At 62.3% G+C, this 16,914-nt stretch carries 17 protein-coding genes and 1 pseudogene; 10 read left to right on the top strand and 8 right to left on the bottom strand.

Annotation, left to right across the window (positions count from 1 at the left end):
* Positions 1–56: 56 nt before the first annotated feature.
* From secD to ACV4UX_RS06215, 7 genes are all read right to left on the bottom strand, one after another.
* Complete coding sequence (secD, locus tag ACV4UX_RS06245) at positions 57–1,658, bottom strand: protein translocase subunit SecD (RefSeq protein ID WP_491592453.1); 1,602 nt, start codon at positions 1,656–1,658, stop codon at positions 57–59.
* 79 nt (positions 1,659–1,737) lie between these two features.
* Positions 1,738–2,172, bottom strand: coding sequence for a preprotein translocase subunit YajC (gene yajC, locus ACV4UX_RS06240; protein ID WP_491592452.1), 435 nt, complete (start codon positions 2,170–2,172; stop codon positions 1,738–1,740).
* 36 nt (positions 2,173–2,208) lie between these two features.
* Positions 2,209–2,949, bottom strand: a complete 741-nt coding sequence (locus ACV4UX_RS06235; RefSeq protein ID WP_491592451.1) for a GltB/FmdC/FwdC-like GXGXG domain-containing protein — start codon at positions 2,947–2,949, stop codon at positions 2,209–2,211.
* Between the two features lie 212 nt (positions 2,950–3,161).
* Positions 3,162–4,259: a class II glutamine amidotransferase gene (locus ACV4UX_RS06230; protein WP_173084343.1), complete on the bottom strand. Its 1,098-nt coding sequence runs from the start codon at positions 4,257–4,259 to the stop codon at positions 3,162–3,164.
* A 16-nt stretch (positions 4,260–4,275) separates the two neighbouring features.
* Complete coding sequence (locus ACV4UX_RS06225) at positions 4,276–5,565, bottom strand: NAD(P)/FAD-dependent oxidoreductase (RefSeq protein WP_491592450.1); 1,290 nt, start codon at positions 5,563–5,565, stop codon at positions 4,276–4,278.
* A gap of 13 nt (positions 5,566–5,578) precedes the next feature.
* Entirely contained in the window at positions 5,579–6,031 is a 453-nt protein-coding gene (locus ACV4UX_RS06220; protein ID WP_173084347.1) for a 4Fe-4S dicluster domain-containing protein, read from the bottom strand.
* Positions 6,032–6,037: 6 nt separating this feature from the next.
* Positions 6,038–7,561 carry a glutamate synthase-related protein gene (locus tag ACV4UX_RS06215; protein WP_491592449.1) on the bottom strand — a complete coding sequence of 508 codons (1,524 nt, stop codon included), beginning with the start codon at positions 7,559–7,561 and terminating at the stop codon, positions 6,038–6,040.
* Between the two features lie 701 nt (positions 7,562–8,262).
* On the opposite strand from ACV4UX_RS06215, the gene ACV4UX_RS06210 reads away from it, so the two are divergent.
* From ACV4UX_RS06210 to ACV4UX_RS06200, 3 genes are all read left to right on the top strand, one after another.
* Complete coding sequence (locus ACV4UX_RS06210) at positions 8,263–8,865, top strand: pentapeptide repeat-containing protein (RefSeq protein ID WP_491592448.1); 603 nt, start codon at positions 8,263–8,265, stop codon at positions 8,863–8,865.
* Between the two features lie 311 nt (positions 8,866–9,176).
* Entirely contained in the window at positions 9,177–9,617 is a 441-nt protein-coding gene (locus ACV4UX_RS06205; RefSeq protein ID WP_491592447.1) for a hypothetical protein, read from the top strand.
* 36 nt (positions 9,618–9,653) lie between these two features.
* Positions 9,654–9,881 (top strand): DUF4160 domain-containing protein, encoded by a 228-nt coding sequence (locus ACV4UX_RS06200; RefSeq protein WP_491592446.1) that lies wholly within the window; start codon positions 9,654–9,656, stop codon positions 9,879–9,881.
* Between the two features lie 59 nt (positions 9,882–9,940).
* Here ACV4UX_RS06200 and ACV4UX_RS06195 read toward each other — a convergent pair.
* Positions 9,941–10,609: pseudogene (locus ACV4UX_RS06195) on the bottom strand (4Fe-4S dicluster domain-containing protein); the annotation flags it as partial.
* A gap of 701 nt (positions 10,610–11,310) precedes the next feature.
* Here ACV4UX_RS06195 and ACV4UX_RS06190 point away from each other — a divergent pair.
* From ACV4UX_RS06190 to ACV4UX_RS06160, 7 genes are all read left to right on the top strand, one after another.
* Complete coding sequence (locus tag ACV4UX_RS06190; protein ID WP_491592448.1) at positions 11,311–11,913, top strand: pentapeptide repeat-containing protein; 603 nt, start codon at positions 11,311–11,313, stop codon at positions 11,911–11,913.
* Positions 11,914–12,224: 311 nt separating this feature from the next.
* Complete coding sequence (locus ACV4UX_RS06185; protein WP_491592447.1) at positions 12,225–12,665, top strand: hypothetical protein; 441 nt, start codon at positions 12,225–12,227, stop codon at positions 12,663–12,665.
* A 36-nt stretch (positions 12,666–12,701) separates the two neighbouring features.
* Complete coding sequence (locus ACV4UX_RS06180; RefSeq protein ID WP_491592446.1) at positions 12,702–12,929, top strand: DUF4160 domain-containing protein; 228 nt, start codon at positions 12,702–12,704, stop codon at positions 12,927–12,929.
* Positions 12,926–13,387 carry a helix-turn-helix domain-containing protein gene (locus tag ACV4UX_RS06175; protein ID WP_491592445.1) on the top strand — a complete coding sequence of 154 codons (462 nt, stop codon included), beginning with the start codon at positions 12,926–12,928 and terminating at the stop codon, positions 13,385–13,387. The genes ACV4UX_RS06180 and ACV4UX_RS06175 overlap by 4 nt, the downstream gene beginning before the upstream one ends.
* A gap of 722 nt (positions 13,388–14,109) precedes the next feature.
* Complete coding sequence (locus tag ACV4UX_RS06170; protein WP_491592444.1) at positions 14,110–15,837, top strand: aldehyde ferredoxin oxidoreductase family protein; 1,728 nt, start codon at positions 14,110–14,112, stop codon at positions 15,835–15,837.
* 200 nt (positions 15,838–16,037) lie between these two features.
* On the top strand, positions 16,038–16,265 hold the full coding sequence (locus ACV4UX_RS06165) for a MoaD/ThiS family protein (RefSeq protein WP_491592443.1): 228 nt from the start codon (positions 16,038–16,040) through the stop codon (positions 16,263–16,265).
* Positions 16,266–16,347: 82 nt separating this feature from the next.
* On the top strand, positions 16,348–16,632 hold the full coding sequence (locus ACV4UX_RS06160) for a MoaD/ThiS family protein (protein ID WP_491592442.1): 285 nt from the start codon (positions 16,348–16,350) through the stop codon (positions 16,630–16,632).
* Positions 16,633–16,914 lie beyond the last annotated feature (282 nt).

Genomic DNA, 16,914 nt, shown 5'->3' with positions numbered 1-16,914 from the left:
CGCGGCTGAAGCCGCGCCCATTTCTTTTGCCTGCACCCGGCGACAGCCGGGACGTCCTAGATGGAAAGCTTCGCCTCGGGCTTCCTGCCCAGGGTGAAGAGGTCCAGCAGCGAATGGCTCACGAAGATGGCCGTGAACATGGAGGCCACGATGCCCAGCATCAGCGTGACGGCGAAGCCCCGGATGGGGCCGGTGCCGTACTCGTAGAGCACGATGGCCGCGATGAGCGTGGTCACGTTGGCGTCCAGGATGGTCAGCGTGCCGCGCGCGAAGCCCTCCTTGATGGAGGCGCGCCAGGGCAGGCCCAGGCGGATCTCCTCGCGGATGCGCTCGAAGATGATGATGTTGGCGTCCACCGAAAGGGCGATGGTCAGCAGGATGCCCGCGATGCCCGGCAGCGTGAGCGTGGCGCCGAAGAGCGAAAGCCCGGCCATGATCAGCACCAGGTTGAGCACCAGGGCCACGTTGGCCACCACGCCGGACAGCCCGTAATAGACCAGCATGAACAGGGCGATGGCCGCGAAGGCCACGCCGACGCTCATCATGCCGTTGTCGATGGATTCCTGGCCCAGGGAGGGGCCCACGGTGCGCTGTTCGAGCACGGTCACGGGGGCGGGCAGCGCGCCCGCGCGCAGCACCACGGCCAGGTCGCGGGCCTCGGTGTCGGTGTAGCGGCCCGTGATCTGGGCGCGTCCGCCGGCGATCTTGTCCTGGATCACGGGGGCGGAGTAGGCCTTGCCGTCCAGGATGATGGCCATGCGCTTCTTGAGGTTCTCGCCCGTGACGCGCTCGAAGATCTTCGCGCCGCGCTGGGTGAAGACGAGCCCCACATAGGGCTGGTTGTTGTTCTGGTCGAAGTTCACGCGGGCGTCGGCGATGTGTTCGCCCGTGAGCACCGCGTCGGACTTCACCACCAGGGGCTTTTCCGCATACTCGCCGCCGGGGGCGGAGACGCGCTCCATCACCAGTTCGCGGCCCGGGGGCAGGTTGCCCTTCTGGGCTTTGGCCACGTCGGCGGTCTCGTCCACGATCTTGAATTCCAGGTGGGCGGTCTTGCCCACCAGGGCGATGGCGCGCTCGGGGTCCTTCATGCCGGGCAGCTGGATCTGGATGCGGTCGCCGGACTGCTTGCGGATGTCGGGCTCGGCCACGCCGAACTGGTCGATGCGGTTGCGGATGGTCTTCACGGCCTGGTCCAGGGTGAGGCCTTCCAGGTTTTTCACGTACTCGGGCTTGTACTGCACCACGTACTTGACCTTGTCGTCCTCGACCGCGGCGCTGGAGGCAACGGCGAGCGCGGGGAAATCGCGCTTGAGCAGCTCGTCGAACTCGGCCTTCTTGCCGGGCGTTGCCAGCACGAACTCAAGGCGACGAGCGTCCAGGAGGTTCTGCCGGATGACGGTCAGCTCTTTCTCCTGGGCCTGGGCCTTGATGTCCTGTCCGGCCTGGGACAGGGAGTTGGCCAGGGCCTTGTCCAGGTCAACGCCCAGGGTGAGGTGGATGCCGCCCTTGAGGTCGAGGCCGAGGCTCACCTGCTTGGCGGGCAGCATTTTGCCCAGCGGCGATTGCCGCACGGATTCGACGGACGGCAGGGTGAACACGAGCCCCAGGACGAGGACGATCCCCACCACGATCAGACGCCAGGACAGGCTGGACATGCACGCTCCTTGGAATGCGCGAGAGGGGAAACCCCAGGTTTCCCCTCGCGAATGGTCGATCAGACGGACGGAAGCGGAATTATTTCTTCTCTTCCGGCGCGTCGCTCTTGGGTTCTTCGGCCTTCTTCTCGACGGCCTTGGGGGCCTCGTCGGCCTTCTTGCCCTTCTTGTTCTGGGCCTGCTGGGCCTGCACCATGTCGGCCAGACCGGCCACATAGCTGCGCATCACCGTGATGACCACGCCGGGCGCGATCTCCACGTTGACCTTGTCGTCGGTGATGGAATCGATGCGCCCGTAGATGCCGCCGCCGGTGAGGATTCGGTCGCCGCGTTTGAGATTCTTGAGCATCTCGCGCATTTCCTTCTGCTTCTTCTGCTGCGGACGAATCAGCAGGAAGTAGAAGATGACGAACATCAGGATCAGCGGAAGGAAGGACATCAGCCCACCCTGGCCGCCGTCGGCGCCCCCGGCAGGCATCTGTCCCATGGCATGGGCCACGCTGGTCAGAAACATTGAATCCTCCAGTGGTTGGTTACGGGTTCTTCCAGCCTAGCAGGCAACGTAGAGGTTGCCGTACGGGCGGTGGGAGAACGGCTTCACGCGCTGGAAGGGTTCGGCCAAAACGGCCTCCAAGTCAACCCCGAATTCCTGGCAGAACTGTTCGAGGTTGGCGGTGATGAGCTTCATGTCCTCTTCGTCCACCGGTTCGGTCTTCAGATGGGGCCCCAGCTGTTCCAGGGGCACTTCGCCGCGCACGTAGATCACGCCGCCGTGCATGCCGGTGCCCAGCGAGCGCCCGCAGATGGGCGCGGCCGGTTTGCCGGTGAACATGCCCAGCAGGATGATGGCCCCGCCGGCCATGTATTCGCCCAGGAAGTCGCCGGCCTTGCCGCCGATCACCAGCACGGGGAATTTTTCCTTGTAGGCCTTCATGTGGATGCCCACGCGGTAGCCCACGTCGCCCTTCACGAGCACCTTGCCGCCGCGCATGGCGTAGCCCACCACGTCGCCGGCCATGCCGTCGATGACCACGAGGCCGTCGTCCATGGTGTTGCCCACGCCGTCCTGGGCGTTGCCCTGCACATGGATGGTTGGGCCGCGCATGAAGGCGGCCATGTCCTGGCCGGGCACGCCCCGGACCAGGAACTTGAGGTCCCCGTCCAGGCCGTCGGCGATGTAGCGCTGGCCGCGCACGTTGATGATCTCGAACTCGGTTTCGCCCTGGGCCACCAGTTCGCGGATCTGCTTGTTCAGCTCACGGTAGTAGACGTTGTCGGCGTCGAGCAGCATGTCGCTCCCTCACTGGAGGAGGATGCCTCCGGCGGCCAGGGCGCTGCCCTGGACCCGCTGGGGGGAATGATTCCCCCCAGACCCCCTCGGTTATGGCTTCGTCGTTCACCGCACGCATGGCCGGTGACGCCCGCGAAGCCCACTAAAGTTTTTTGGAAGGGGGTTCGGGGGAAACCTTTTGTTCACAAAAGGTTTCCCCCGATATTCTCTTCCTAGTCTTCCAGCTTCACGATGACGGGTTCGCCCGCCTTGGGAGCCCAGACGTTGTCCAGTTCGCGGCAGACGTCGCGGATGGAAGATTCCTCGCTGGACATGAACACGTTGGCCCCGCTTTCGGCGATGACCAGGGGCCGCAGCTTGATGCGGTCGTTCAGGCCCATGAGGCACGTTCCGTCGGAGACCAGGATGGCGAAGGGCCCGTTGAGCAGCGCCGAGCCGTAGACCATGCGCAGGGCGGTGAAGGCCTGCTTCTGCTCCTCGGGCATGCGGTCGATCTCGTCCCAGAACGGGGGCGCGAAGACCCAGGAGGCCATGCGCAGGGAGAGGCCGTGCTTGCGCACCAGAAGGTCCAGCTCGTAGGCCACCACCTCGGTGTCGGTCATGAGGGTGCACTCGTAGTCGTGCTCGCAGAGGTAGCGGCGGTTGATGCCGTAGGAGCTGATTTCGCCGTTGTGCACGATGGACCAGTCCAGCAGGGTGAAGGGGTGCGCGCCGCCCCACCAGCCGGGAGTGTTGGTGGGGAAACGGTTGTGGCCGGTCCAGATGTAGGCGGAGTATTCGTCGAGGCGGAAGAACTCGGCGATGTCCTCGGGGAAGCCGACGCCCTTGAAGGCGCCCATGTTCTTGCCCGAGGAGAAGACGAAGGCCGGGGTCTTCTTGTTGATGTGCATGATGACGTTGACGACGTAGTCTTTCTCGTCGTTGGTGCGCCACATGGGCCGGTCCATGCCCTGCTTGGGGGTGAGGAAGAACCGCCAGACCAGGGGCGGGTTCTTGATCACGGGGGTGGGCTTGGTGGGGATGGGCTGGGACTCGTGGATGGTGAAGAACAGCTTCACCAGTTCCTCGGCGCGGTCGAGCCCTTCCTGGGTGTCGGCCATGATGTGGAAGGCGTACTTGTCGGCGTGCTCGGGATAGATGCCGTAGGCCGCGAAGCCGCCGCCGAGGCCGTTGCCCCGGTCGTGCATGGTGCACATGGCCTGGATGGGCATGGACCCGGGGATGAGCTCGCGCTTGGTGTTGATGACGCCGAAGACGCCGCACCCCGAGATGTCCTTCTGGAAGTCGTAGTATCTTTCTGGTGCCTTCATGGGCTTTCGCGTCTCCTTAAACGATCTCTTGGGCGCCGACGGGATTGAACTTCTCGTCGAAGAAGCCTTCCGGCCACTGGAGGATGGAGGGCTGTCCGCCCACGAGCTTCTCCTTGACGGCCGGGTCCAGGGGGAACTTGAAGCGGATGAAGCCGGTGTAGAGCCCGGCGGTGTCGATGTCGCCCACGAGCACGTAGCCCACCAGGCGTTCGTCCTTGAAGACGAGCTTGCGGTATGTGCCGTGCTCCTCGTCCAGGGCGTCGAACACCTCGACGCCGGTCTCGCCCGGGGCGGGGTTCACCACGCCCACGGACACGGTGGGCAGGCCGTAGAAGGCGATTGCGTTCATGGCCAGGCCGCCCGTGTAGGGGCTTGCGCCACCGGCCATGTTCTTGCCCGCGTAGAAGCCCTGGTTGAAGGCGTTGGGCCAGATGGGCACCACGCGGTTCTCGTCCAGGATGAGGTCCTTGGCCTGGGCCACGTCTCCGGCCGCGAACACCGAGGGGTCGGAGGAGGCGAGGGATTCGTCCACCACCACGCCCCGGTCCACCTTGATGCCCGCGTCCTTGGCAAGGGCCGAGGCCGGCACCACGCCGATGGCGATCACCACGGCCTGGGCGGGCAGGAACGTGCCGTCCTTGAGGGCGACGCCCTGCACCTGGCCGTCCGGGCCGCGCTTGATCTCGGTGGCCTGGGTGGAGCAATGCACGCTGATGCCCACTTCCTCCAGGCGCTTGGAGACGAGGTTTCCGGCCTTGTCGTCGAAGGCGGCGGAGAGCACGCGGGGGGCCAGCTCCACGATGGAGATCTTCACGCCCCTGTCGTGCAGGGCCTCGGCGGCCTTGAGGCCGATGAGGCCGCCGCCGATCACCACCACCTGCTTGCAGTTTTTGGCCACGTCCACCAGGGTTTCGGCGTGGGCCAGGGTGGTGAAGGCGTAGACGCCGGGGCCGTCCTTGCCGGGCAGGGGCGGCACGAAGGGCACGCCGCCGGTGGCCAGCAGGAGCCTGTCGTAGGCGTAGTTGTGCCCGTCGGCGGTGGCCACGGTTTTGGCTTTGGTGTCGATGCCGGTCACCTTGGAGCCAAGGATCATCTTGACCTTGTTCTTTTCATAGAAGGTGACGGGCCTCAGCTGCATGCGCTCGGGGCCGATCTTGCCGGCCAGCAGGTAGGAGATGAGCGGGCGGCCGTAGGTGGGGGAACTCTCCTCGGAGACCACCAGGATCTCGCCGTCGGGATCGACCCTGCGGATGCCCTCGATGGCTCCCACGCTGGCCACGCCGTTGCCCACGATCACGTATTTCATCGGTATTCTCCGCTTAGTCCTTGCCGCGATCTTCGAAGACCAGGCCAGCGTTGGGGCAGGCTTCCACGCAGGCGGGGGTGTCGCGTCCCGCGCACATGTCGCACTTGACGATCTTTTCCTTGAACGGATGCCTGCGGATGGAGCCGAAGGGGCAGGCCATCAGGCAGGACCAGCAGCCCACGCACTGCTCCTCGTTGTATTCGCAGCGCCCGGTCTCCGGGTTCTTGGTGAGCGCGCCGGAGATGCAGGCGGCCACGCACATGGGCTCTTCGCAGTGGCGGCAGGAGAGGGCCACGCAGATGGGTCCGTCCTGGGCCACGTTGCGGCGCGGGGCCAGGCCTTCCTGGGCCTTTTCCACGTTGTGGGCCAGGATGGTGTCCTTGGTCTTGGAGTGGGCGGTCACGCAGGCCACCTCGCAGAGATGGCAGCCGATGCACACTTCCTTGTTGGGATAGATCTTCTTCATGGCGGGTTACCTCCCGGCGGCCTTGACGCCCAGGGTGTCGAGCTCCACGGAGTTCAGGCCCACGGCGCGCAGCTTGTCGCGGTTGCCGCGCAGGCTTTCGATGGAGTTGAGCCCCATGCCGCCCAGCATCTCCTCGATTTCGTGGGACCAGGCCCGCACGAGGTTGACCATCTTCTTGGCCGCGATGTCGGGGTTCTGGCGCTTGGCCAGGTAGGGGTCGTTGGTGGCGATGCCCCAGGGGCACTTGCCGGTGTAGCAGCGCGCGCAGAGGGTGCAGCCCACGGAGAGCAGGGCCGCGGTGGCGATGTACACGGCGTCCGCGCCCAGGGCGATGGCCTTCACCACGTCGGCGGAGCAACGCGTGCCGCCCGCGGCCACGATGGAGGCCTGGTTGCGGATGCCTTCGTCGCGCAGGCGCTGGTCCACGCTGGCCAGGGCCAGCTCGATGGGGATGCCCACGTTGTCGCGGATCATGGCCGGGGCCGCGCCGGTGCCGCCGCGCACGCCGTCGATGGTCACGATGTCCGCGCCCGCGCGAACGATGCCCGAGGCGATGGCCGCCACGTTGTGCACCGCCGCGATCTTCACCGACACCGGCACCCGGTAGGCGCTGGCTTCCTTGAGGGCGAAGATGAGCTGATGGAGATCCTCGATGGAGTAGATGTCGTGGTGCGGCGCGGGCGAGATGGCGTCGGAGCCCAGGGGGACCATGCGCGTCTCGGAGACCTTGGCGTTGATCTTCTCGCCGGGGAGGTGCCCGCCGATGCCGGGCTTGGCGCCCTGGCCGATCTTGATCTCGATGGCGCCGCCCGCGTTGAGGTAGTCGCGGTGGACGCCGAAGCGGCCGGAGGCCACCTGCACGATGGTGTTGGCCCCGTACTGGTAGAGGCTGTGGTGCAGGCCGCCCTCACCGGTGTTGTAGAAGGTGCCCAGCTCGGTGGCGGCGCGGGCCATGGCCACGTGCAGGTTGAAGTTGATGGAGCCGAAGCTCATGGCCGAGAACATGATCGGCGTGTTGAGCTTGATGTTGGGCTTCATCTCCGTCTTGACCTTGGGCCCCTGGTCGGTCTGCTCGAACTGGAGCGCGGTGGGCTTGGCGCCCAGGAAAGTGCGCAGCTCCATGGGTTCGCGCAGGGGGTCGATGGAGGGGTTGGTGACCTGGCTCGCGTCGAGGAGCATCTTGTCCCAGTAGACGGGGATGTCCACGGGGGAGCCCATGCCCGCCAGGAGCACGCCGCCGGAGTCGGCCTGCTTGTAGATGTTCTTGATGAACACCGGCCGCCAGAGGGCGTTGGGCTTGAAGGTGGAGGGCTTCTCCTGGATGAGCAGGGCCTGGGTGGGACACAGCGCCTCGCAGCGGTGGCAGCCGATGCACTTGGTGTTGTCGTGGCGCACGCACTGCCGGGCTTCGTCCCAGTAGTGCACTCCGTAGGAGCACTGACGCACGCACACCTGGCAGTTGATGCAGGCTTCCTTGTCCCGGACGACGAAGAAGTCGTGGTAATTCTTGTTGATTGGGGCGAAGGCCAAGACGGTCACCTCTTTCGGATCGTTTTGGAGGGGGTCGCGAGGGCCGGCGTTGGTGCGCCCACCCCGGCCCGCTCCCCCATGGAAGCCGCGGGCCGAATTGTCCCGAGGCATGGGTGGCCCGGGCACACGGAATGCGGGAAAGGGAGCATGTGTATTTCGGGCCTTCGCGTCAAGTGGAAAAACGGGGTGAAAACGCTCACAAACCCAGGCCAGGCCTCGAAATCCGGCCAAAATCGCGGGTTCGTGGGCATTTACATTATGGAAACTTTTTTTAAAGCGTTCCGCTGTCCGCACCAGAGTTGTCAAGGGAGGAAGGGGCGTGCCGGAAGGCAAACAGCCCGTGGATTCTGGCTTGCAGCGTGGCTTGCGGGGTGATGAGGGGGCGTGGGAGGCGGGTGATACGTTTTTGTCGTTTTGATTAACATATCATACTTGATTGGTATGATCCAAGGGGTTCGGGAGCTGCTTTGCGGGAATACCTCCCGGGGGGATGGGAGGGGGCTCCTGACAGACTCCGTCAAGGGCGACAGGGGGGAGGCTGGACAGACGGAGGGCAGGGACGTAGGGATAAATGGAGAGGGATATCTGAAAGAAGAGACGGACGGGGTGACGCGTATGGAATGCTGCAAGTGTAAGGAATACAGGTGGCCTGACCCGCAGGAAGTTGTGTGGAAGGACGATGAGGGGGATGGGAGGGGATATTGTGTATTTCATTCTTCTGTGGAAAAAAAGGCATTGACTCAAAAGCATATAACAACACTATACATGCCAGAATATCTGAATCATCACACAGAAAAACAACATGCATTCTATCGGGAACAATATTCCCATACCACATCAGCTTTGAGCACTTCAACGAACATAACCCGCTTCCCAGTATCATTTTCAAACACGCACGATTCATTAAAACACCAGACTTTTACGAAACATCTTTTTCAGGTGAGACGATCTTCAGTCACGCAACATTCTACTCTGGTGCACGATTTAGCAATGCATCATTTGAATACAAAACAACATTTTCCGGATCAGAATTCTTACACAACCAGGACCTTGCGCGTGTAGATTTTTTTACACCGAATTCAAAGGCGCTGCCCTCTTTTACAAAACTAAATTTTCAACAGGAACATTTTTTGATTCATGCACATTCCATAAACACACCGACTTTGCACATTCTGAATTTAACGACACCACTACTCAACAACCAATTTTCTCGCATTCCAAATTCAACGATTCAGCTACTTTTAATAGCGCATGGTTCTTTAACTCAGTCGACTTCTTCCTCTGCAACTTTAATGGTACAGTAGATTTTTCCAATACAAAATTCAATAGCAATCGACATCAAGAAACACGGTTCTCAAAGTCATCATTCTCTAAACGCTCGCTTTTCGTTCGATGCGATTTTTCATCAAACGTGCTACTTGAGGACGTTCAGATCGGCGGCTCATTAATAATTTCAGAGTCAGATATGTCTACAGTAAGCCTTCTCGATACTGATGTAAACGCCATTAAATTTCGAAATGTCCGTTGGCGCACGACAGAGAACGGTTCAAGATATTTCGTAACAAAAGAAGATGACTTTTCTTCATTGCCCTCTGTCTTACAGTTCTACCGCCAGATGAAAAAACGCTGCCGCGACGAGCAGAACGACGCCGAAGCCTCGCTCTGGCACTATGCCGAAAAAGAAGCCCAACTCAAGCTGCACCGCCTCGAAAAGCCCCGCTCCTTCCAGCGCTGGATGTTGGAAGTCTATCGCATCATCAGTCGCTACGGCGAAGACCCCTGGCAGGCTGCGAAAGTTCTCTTCTTCCTGCTCTTCGCATTGCTCTGCGTCCTGACCTTCGGTGCCGCCGCCAAGATCGGCGGACCTCCGTTCCCCCTCTACACCGAAGGCTTCGGCAAGCTTGGCCTCGCCTTTGTCCAGTACGCCCTGTTCCTCAAGCCGGATTGGAATCCCCCGGCCTTCTACGACATGGCCGCCCTCTTCCTCTCCCGCCTGCTCATCCCCATCCAGGCGGCCATCTTCGCTTTCGCCCTGCGCAACAAGCTCCATCGGTGAACTTGACAACACGCAATCATTGCGCATAATTCAGCCATGGTCACTGTGCGGCGTTTCGGGAAGGCCCGGCTTACGATTCTTTCCGGTGACCATCTGCCGCCCCACTTCCATGTGGACACGCCGGAGGGCGAACTCTGCGTGGACCTGGCGTCCGGTGAAGTGAAGGGCGACAAGGCCGCCCGGCGTAGCGGCAAGGACGCCCTGGAATGGGCAGATCATAACCGTGAATCCCTTATGGCCATCTGGCAGGAGCTGAACCCATGAAACGCGTGCCCTGGCCCTTCGGCCCCAAGGCCATCGCCGCCGTCGAGCCCTTGCCGGGGGATGGTGTTGGCCCCGTACTGGTAGAGGCTGTGGTGCAGGCCGCCCTCACCGGTGTTGTAGAAGGTGCCCAGCTCGGTGGCGGCGCGGGCCATGGCCACGTGCAGGTTGAAGTTGATGGAGCCGAAGCTCATGGCCGAGAACATGATCGGCGTGTTGAGCTTGATGTTGGGCTTCATCTCCGTCTTGACCTTGGGCCCCTGGTCGGTCTGCTCGAACTGGAGCGCGGTGGGCTTGGCGCCCAGGAAAGTGCGCAGCTCCATGGGTTCGCGCAGGGGGTCGATGGAGGGGTTGGTGACCTGGCTCGCGTCGAGGAGCATCTTGTCCCAGTAGACGGGGATGTCCACGGGGGAGCCCATGCCCGCCAGGAGCACGCCGCCGGAGTCGGCCTGCTTGTAGATGTTCTTGATGAACACCGGCCGCCAGAGGGCGTTGGGCTTGAAGGTGGAGGGCTTCTCCTGGATGAGCAGGGCCTGGGTGGGACACAGCGCCTCGCAGCGGTGGCAGCCGATGCACTTGGTGTTGTCGTGGCGCACGCACTGCCGGGCTTCGTCCCAGTAGTGCACTCCGTAGGAGCACTGACGCACGCACACCTGGCAGTTGATGCAGGCTTCCTTGTCCCGGACGACGAAGAAGTCGTGGTAATTCTTGTTGATTGGGGCGAAGGCCAAGACGGTCACCTCTTTCGGATCGTTTTGGAGGGGGTCGCGAGGGCCGGCGTTGGTGCGCCCACCCCGGCCCGCTCCCCCATGGAAGCCGCGGGCCGAATTGTCCCGAGGCATGGGTGGCCCGGGCACACGGAATGCGGGAAAGGGAGCATGTGTATTTCGGGCCTTCGCGTCAAGTGGAAAAACGGGGTGAAAACGCTCACAAACCCAGGCCAGGCCTCGAAATCCGGCCAAAATCGCGGGTTCGTGGGCATTTACATTATGGAAACTTTTTTTAAAGCGTTCCGCTGTCCGCACCAGAGTTGTCAAGGGAGGAAGGGGCGTGCCGGAAGGCAAACAGCCCGTGGATTCTGGCTTGCAGCGTGGCTTGCGGGGTGATGAGGGGGCGTGGGAGGCGGGTGATACGTTTTTGTCGTTTTGATTAACATATCATACTTGATTGGTATGATCCAAGGGGTTCGGGAGCTGCTTTGCGGGAATACCTCCCGGGGGGATGGGAGGGGGCTCCTGACAGACTCCGTCAAGGGCGACAGGGGGGAGGCTGGACAGACGGAGGGCAGGGACGTAGGGATAAATGGAGAGGGATATCTGAAAGAAGAGACGGACGGGGTGACGCGTATGGAATGCTGCAAGTGTAAGGAATACAGGTGGCCTGACCCGCAGGAAGTTGTGTGGAAGGACGATGAGGGGGATGGGAGGGGATATTGTGTATTTCATTCTTCTGTGGAAAAAAAGGCATTGACTCAAAAGCATATAACAACACTATACATGCCAGAATATCTGAATCATCACACAGAAAAACAACATGCATTCTATCGGGAACAATATTCCCATACCACATCAGCTTTGAGCACTTCAACGAACATAACCCGCTTCCCAGTATCATTTTCAAACACGCACGATTCATTAAAACACCAGACTTTTACGAAACATCTTTTTCAGGTGAGACGATCTTCAGTCACGCAACATTCTACTCTGGTGCACGATTTAGCAATGCATCATTTGAATACAAAACAACATTTTCCGGATCAGAATTCTTACACAACCAGGACCTTGCGCGTGTAGATTTTTTTACACCGAATTCAAAGGCGCTGCCCTCTTTTACAAAACTAAATTTTCAACAGGAACATTTTTTGATTCATGCACATTCCATAAACACACCGACTTTGCACATTCTGAATTTAACGACACCACTACTCAACAACCAATTTTCTCGCATTCCAAATTCAACGATTCAGCTACTTTTAATAGCGCATGGTTCTTTAACTCAGTCGACTTCTTCCTCTGCAACTTTAATGGTACAGTAGATTTTTCCAATACAAAATTCAATAGCAATCGACATCAAGAAACACGGTTCTCAAAGTCATCATTCTCTAAACGCTCGCTTTTCGTTCGATGCGATTTTTCATCAAACGTGCTACTTGAGGACGTTCAGATCGGCGGCTCATTAATAATTTCAGAGTCAGATATGTCTACAGTAAGCCTTCTCGATACTGATGTAAACGCCATTAAATTTCGAAATGTCCGTTGGCGCACGACAGAGAACGGTTCAAGATATTTCGTAACAAAAGAAGATGACTTTTCTTCATTGCCCTCTGTCTTACAGTTCTACCGCCAGATGAAAAAACGCTGCCGCGACGAGCAGAACGACGCCGAAGCCTCGCTCTGGCACTATGCCGAAAAAGAAGCCCAACTCAAGCTGCACCGCCTCGAAAAGCCCCGCTCCTTCCAGCGCTGGATGTTGGAAGTCTATCGCATCATCAGTCGCTACGGCGAAGACCCCTGGCAGGCTGCGAAAGTTCTCTTCTTCCTGCTCTTCGCATTGCTCTGCGTCCTGACCTTCGGTGCCGCCGCCAAGATCGGCGGACCTCCGTTCCCCCTCTACACCGAAGGCTTCGGCAAGCTTGGCCTCGCCTTTGTCCAGTACGCCCTGTTCCTCAAGCCGGATTGGAATCCCCCGGCCTTCTACGACATGGCCGCCCTCTTCCTCTCCCGCCTGCTCATCCCCATCCAGGCGGCCATCTTCGCTTTCGCCCTGCGCAACAAGCTCCATCGGTGAACTTGACAACACGCAATCATTGCGCATAATTCAGCCATGGTCACTGTGCGGCGTTTCGGGAAGGCCCGGCTTACGATTCTTTCCGGTGACCATCTGCCGCCCCACTTCCATGTGGACACGCCGGAGGGCGAACTCTGCGTGGACCTGGCGTCCGGTGAAGTGAAGGGCGACAAGGCCGCCCGGCGTAGCGGCAAGGACGCCCTGGAATGGGCAGATCATAACCGTGAATCCCTTATGGCCATCTGGCAGGAGCTGAACCCATGAAACGCGTGCCCTGGCCCTTCGGCCCCAAGGCCATCGCCGCCGTCGAGCCCTTGCCGGGGCATCGTCTGGCCGTCTCCTGGGCGGACGGTTCCCGCTCCACCATCTCCCTCTCCGTGTGGATCGAGTCCAAAAGCATACACCGCCTCCTGGACCCGGACCTCTTTGCCAAGGCCCACGTTGGCGAATACGGATCCACTGTGGCCTTCCTCGACGACGACCTGGAAATCGACTCCGTACACCTGCAACTGCTCGAAAGCGAACAGCGCGGAGCGCCCCTCACCCCCGACGGACTGCGCCGCTGGCGCGAACGACACGGACTCACCCAGGCGCAGGCCGCCCGCGAACTGGGCGTGAGCCCCCGCCAGTGGCAGAACTACGAATCCGGCGCGTCCTTCCTGCCCTGGACCCTGGCCCTGGCCTGCGCAGGCTGGACGGCCATGCGCGATCGAGCCGCCTAACCCCGCCCTCCTCCTCTCTCGCCTGCTCATCCCCATCCAGGCGGCCATCTTCGCTTTTGCCCTGCGCAACAAGCTCCATCGGTGATCCGTCCAGGAGACACGAACTCTTTTTCGATTTTTTTCGGCCCGGCGCCCACTGCGCCCGAAGGCCTCGTGCGGGGGCTTCCGCTGCGCTTCCGCGCGCCCCAAGAGCACGGCAATACACTGTTATCAAAGAAAAACCTTCATCCAGGCACCACCGCTACCAACTCCCGCTCGTGGGTCAGAACGACCCAATCCGGGTCATAGGGCATCAGAGTCAAAACACCCCACCTACAAAAACGTAACCCCTGATGCCATATGACTCTTATGCCTTGAACGGCATAGATTGACAGTTCATGTGCACATTTCTAGATGTACCATGCCCTTGGGGGTGGTCCGACTGCCCCCCCGCGCACTGCGCGGCGTTGCACAACGTCGCGGGAGAAACAGCCCGGCCCGGCATGAACAAGTCAAGCCAGAGGCCCGGGACGATCGGAGGGCCGGGTGTTGCATTCCCACGGTTGCAATATGTCAGTCGTGACATAAGTCAGCCGGGGAAATCGATTCGGTTCAGTGTAGGGCAACGGCGGCAGCCACGGCTCCGTGAGGGCGTCGCGGACCCAAGGCCTGCCCGATGCCCTGTGACGATGCGGTGCACGATGAACAACGCTCAATCCTTTCAGCATACAACGGAGGCTCACATGGCAAAGTTCATCCGCGTGGACATGGGAACGAAGTCCGTCACCATCGGGGAATGCCCCGAGCAGTACGCCGGGCTGGCCGGTCGCGGCCTCACCTCCATTTTCGTGGCCAACGAAGTGAAGCCCACCTGCCACCCCCTGGGCAAGAACAACAAGCTCATCTTCGCCCCGGGCTTCCTCACCGGCACCAGCGCCGCCAACTCCGGGCGCATCTCCTGCGGCGCCAAGAGCCCCCTCACCGGCACCATCAAGGAGAGCAACGCGGGCGGCACGTTCTCCCAGCGCATGGCCAAGATGGACATCAAGGCCATCGTGTTTGAAGGCCTCCCCGCCGAGGACAAGTTCTACGTGGTCAAGGTGGCCATGGACTCCGTGACCATCGACGACGCCCCCGCCGAGATCCTCGGCAAGGGCAACTACGAGGCCGTGAAGTTCCTCCAGGCCAAGTACGGCCCCAAGGTGGGCGTGGCCCTGGCCGGTCCCGCCGGCGAGATGCGCCTGAGCGCCGCCAACATCTCCTTCGCCGACCCCGACGGCAACCTGCGCAGCGCCGGTCGCGGCGGCCTGGGCGCGGTGATGGGCTCCAAGAAGATCAAGGCCGTGGTCATCGACGACACCGGCGCGCCCGGCGTGACCATCGCCGACCCCGAAGCCTTCAAGAGCGCCGCCAAGCGCTTCGCCAACGCCCTGACCACCCACCCCGTCACCGGCCAGGGCCTGCCCAAGTACGGCACCAACATCCTGGTGAACATCCTCAACGAGGCGGGCGGCCTGCCCACCGAGAACTTCCGCCGCGGCCGCAACGAATGGGCCAACAACATCGGCGGCGAAACCATGGAAGCCACCATCTCCGCGCGCGGCGGCAAGACCACCCACGGCTGCCACAAGGGCTGCATCATCCGCTGCTCGCAGCACTACGTGGACGAAAAGGGCGAATACGTCACCAGCGGCTTCGAATACGAGACCATCTGGGCCCTGGGCGCGGACGCAGCCATCGACAACCTGGACGGCATCGCCCTCATCGACCGTGAATACGACGAAGTGGGCGTGGACTCCATCGAGACCTCCGTCGCCCTGGCCGTGGCCATGGACGCGGGCGTGCTCCCCTGGGGCGATGCCAAGGCCTCCCTCGAACTCGTGAAGCAGATCCGCCAGGGCACCCCGCTGGGCCGCATCCTGGGCTGCGGCGCGGCCGCCGTGGGCCAGATGTACGGCATCACCCGCGTGCCCGTGGTGAAAAACCAGGCCATCCCCGCCTACGACCCCCGCGCCGTCAAGGGCGTGGGCCTCACCTACGCCACCACCCCCATGGGCGCGGACCACACCGCAGGCTACGCCGTGGCCGCCAACATCCTCAAGGTGGGCGGCTACGTGGACCCGCTGGGCAAGGAAGGACAGGTGGAGCTCTCGCGCAACCTCCAGATCGCCACGGCCGCCGTGGACAGCACCGGCATGTGCCTGTTCATCGCCTTCGCCATCCTGGACATCGCCGACGGCTTCAACGCCCTGGTGGACATGATCAACGCCCGCTACAACCTCACCCTCACCGGCGACGACGTCACCGCCCTGGGCAAGACCATCCTCAAGGCCGAACGCGACTTCAACCGCCGCGCGGGCTTCACCAACGCCCACGACCGCCTGCCCGAGTTCTTCGAGGAGCCCTGCCCGCCCCACAACGCGGTCTGGGACTTCACCGACGAGGAAATCGACGAAGTGTTCAACTTCTAGCCCCATCCCGCCGGAACCAGAGGCGGACGGCCCCCGGGCCGTCCGCCCTCCGGCGCTTCCTGTCCGGCAACCCCGGAGCGGCGCCCCGGAGTCGGCGTCCCCTGGCCGACGGTTCCTGGGCGATGTCCCCGGGGCGGCGTCACCGGCCAGAAATCCCCGGTCCGGTTGACTCCCTGACCGGTCCCCCGTAGGTTTGGAACATGCAGATCACCGTGAAGTGCTTCGCCACCCTGGCCCCCTTCCAGCCCGCCGACGCCGAACACGTCCCGCTCCAACCCGGCGAGACGGCCAGGGACGTGATCGCGCGCCTGGGCATCGAGCCGGACCAGGTGGCCGTGCTCTTCGTCAACGGCGCGCACGCCGCCCTGGACCGGCCCCTTGCCGACGGGGACCGCGTGAGCCTGTTTCCCGCCGTGGGCGGGGGGTGAGCCTGTTTCCCGCCGTGGGCGGGGAGTGAGCCTTTTCCCGGCGCACGTCGCGAACAATCCGGGATCAATGGAGGATTCGTCCGTGCCAGCGAGCATCGAAGTCCGCGCCTTCATGGGCCTCTCCGACCTCTTCCGGCAGCGTGGCTGGACGAGCCCCATGAGCCTCGACGTGCCCCCGGAAACCACCGGCGAGGAACTCCTCGCCCGCCTGGGCGTGACCCGCGACCAGGTGGAGGTGGTGTTCGTCAACGGCAAGGCCAGCGCCCCGGAACAGGCCGTGGTGCGGCCGGGCGACCGCGTCGCCCTGGCCCCGCCCGGCGTGCCGGGGCCCTACCGCGTGCTCCTGGGCTTCAGGAACATGGGATGAACCGGCCGTCCGGGCCCCCCCCCGCCACAGGCATCCCCTCGGCCAACGCCTGTCCCCTGGCCCCCGGGGCCCCTCCGGGCGAACGCCTCGCCGGAACCGGCCTGGACGCTCCATGACCACCCCCTTCGAGGACCTGGCCCGGGACGCCCTGCTCCCCGACGGCACGCCCGTGCGCGTGCTGCCGCACCGCGCCTGCCGCAGCGCGGCGCATCTGGCGGGCCTCTCCCTGCGCCGGGCCGAAATCGAGGCCCTGCGCGCGGGCATCGTGCCCGAACGCTACCT

The organism is Fundidesulfovibrio sp. (assembly GCF_058402725.1).
The sequence above is the reverse complement of the archived record's forward strand: the minus strand, read 5'-3'. Positions and strand labels throughout refer to the sequence as shown.